The 2320-nt window shown below is 72.4% G+C and carries 2 protein-coding genes and 1 pseudogene; all 3 read right to left on the reverse strand.

Annotation, left to right across the window (positions count from 1 at the left end):
• Positions 1-77: 77 nt before the first annotated feature.
• Positions 78-758: a hypothetical protein gene (locus AOK15_RS40095; protein WP_055524058.1), complete on the reverse strand. Its 681-nt coding sequence runs from the start codon at positions 756-758 to the stop codon at positions 78-80.
• The gene (locus AOK15_RS40100) at positions 746-1297 is read right to left on the reverse strand and encodes a SigE family RNA polymerase sigma factor (protein ID WP_055524060.1); all 552 of its coding nucleotides are present in this window, start codon (positions 1295-1297) and stop codon (positions 746-748) included. Before AOK15_RS40100 ends, AOK15_RS40095 begins: the two co-directional genes overlap by 13 nt.
• A gap of 503 nt (positions 1298-1800) precedes the next feature.
• A pseudogene (locus tag AOK15_RS40105) lies at positions 1801-2320 on the reverse strand (A/G-specific adenine glycosylase); the annotation flags it as partial.

Raw genomic sequence — 2320 nt, forward strand, 5'->3', positions numbered from 1 at the left:
GTGGGTCTGCTCTGCCATCCGGTCTTCTCGTCCGCTCTCGGTAGTGATCGGTGGGGTGGGGAAGGGCTGGGCCGGTGTCAGTGGGGTGCGGGGGTGGGCGACTCCGCGCTGCCCACCGAGGTGCTGTACTCCGTGCGCGTGCTGGACCGTTCGACGAAGCGGTCCTTCAGCCAGCGGTAGGTGGTCACGTCCTCGCTGGACGGATACGCGGACGGGTCGCCGTACCGGTCGTTCTCGTACAGCTGCCGGGTCACCAGCAGGTCCCCGCGGTCGATCTCCGCGTACACCGGCGGCTGTTCGGAGAGGAAGACGCTGCGGTACTTGCCCTTCTCCGAGCGGTACACGTACGAGGCCACGCCGACGGCGTCCGCGCAGGACAGCACGTTCACCACGATGTCGTCCGCCGAACCCCCGGTCAGATCGCCGTAGATGACGTCGATCGGCGGCTTGTCGGCCACGCACGGCTCCAGGTCGGCCTTCACCGCCTTGCTGACCTGTGGGTCGGCCCGGACCAGCCGCACGACCTCGTCCACGCTCGGCTGGTCGCCGTGGGCCGAGGCGGAGACGGCCGGTGACGCGGCGCCGCCGGTCAGCGAGTCGCTGTCCGCGGGGCCCTCGTCGCGTGCGCCGGTGCCGCCCGTGCCGCAGGCGGAGACGGAAAGGCCGAGGGCGGCGAGCACGGCCACCGCCGTGATCACCGCCTTCGAAGCCTGCCTGGCCCCTTGGCCGGGGCCGGCCGCTGTGCTCAGGCCGCGCAACGCTCCTGCTCCTTGTTCGGTGCGAGCGCGCGGGCGGCGCGCTCTGCGAGGTCCCGCGACTCCAGTTCCTCGCGGAGCCGGGCCAGCGCACGGTGGAGCGTGCTCTTGACGGTTCCGGCCGACATGCCGAGGGCGGCGGCCGTCTCCTCCGTGGACATCTGCTCCCAGTGTCGCAGCACCACGACGCTGCGCTGCTTCGGAGCGAGCACCTTCATGATGTCCATGAGGAGCGCGCGGTCCGCGTGCTGCTCGGTGGAGTCGTCGATGCAGGCGTCCGGGAGCTGCTCGGTGGGAACTTCCTCCAGCTTCCGGGCCCGCCACCACTCGGTCCGCGTGTTGATCATGACCCGGCGCAGATACGCGTCCGCCAGCCGCTTGTCCGCGATGCCGTCCCAGCGGCCGTACGTCCGGGCCAGCGCCGTCTGCAGCAGATCCTGGGCGTCCACCGGGTCCGGGACGAGCCGGCGGGCGCTGCGCAGCAGCGCGTCCTGCCGGGTGCGGACGTACTCCTCGAATTCGAGCACCTCGCCGTGCGCCATGATCAACCGCCTCCGTTCCCCGTTTGCCGACCCGCGCGCGGTCTGCGCTGTCGGTTCTCCGCTCCGTCGTGCCGCCGAACGCGTTCTGGTCGCGCGTTCCGCCGCCGCGTCCCGCTGGTTCGTTCGCGTGTTCCCGCGGTACGTCGAAGAAGCTACGGAGCTGTTGTCACGGGGGTGTCCGAGGCAGCCTGCGGAGAACGCTCGGCTGTCCGTCGGTTGTGTAACAGAAGTAGGAACGGGGTAAAGCGAGGGGCGATTCGGGGCGGGTATCGGGTGGTTCGCCCCGACGGGGCCCGCCGGATGGCCGTTACGGAGCCGGCCGCGTCACGGACTCTGCGGGATCTGCGGCGTGGGGTCCGCCGAACTCCGTTGTGGAGTCCGCTGTGTCGGCTCCGTGGAGCCCGCTGTGCCGGCTCTGTGGGGTTCGGCGTGTCTGCCCCGTGGAGTCCGCGGGAGGTCCGTCGCGGACTCCGGTCGGGGCGGGCGCGGCCGGGTGACGACCGTCAGGTGAGGGGGAGTCGGTAGAAGCCGTCGGGGAGGGGCTCCACGAGTCCGTCGGAGACCAGGCCGTCGAGCGCCCGGGCCCGCTGCACCGGCTCGTCCCAGACCCGGTCGAGCACCGTCTGCGGTACGGGTTCCACCGCGTCCCGCAGGACGGCGAGGAGCTTGCCGCGCACCTGCCGGTCGGTCCCGGCGTACGTCTGGCCCCGACGGGCCGGCCCGTCGTGCGCGGGCTTCCCGGCGAGCCGCCAGGCGCACTGCGCGGCGATGGGGCAGTGGTGGCAGGACTCGTTCTTCGCCGTGCACACCAGCGCGCCCAGCTCCATCGACGCGGCCGCCCAGCGGGACGCCGTGCCGTCGTCCTGCGGCAGCAGGGCCCGAGCCAGCTTCCGTTCGGCGGCCGTCGTGGCGTTCGGCGGGTACTGCGTGCCGGTGACCGCGCGGGCGAGGACCCGGCGGACGTTCGTGTCCAGCACGGCGTGCCGCTGCCCGTACGCGAACGACGCCACGGCCGCCGCCGTG

The organism is Streptomyces ossamyceticus, from assembly GCF_001418475.1.
In the GTDB taxonomy this organism is placed as follows: Bacteria; Actinomycetota; Actinomycetes; order Streptomycetales; family Streptomycetaceae; genus Streptomyces; species Streptomyces ossamyceticus.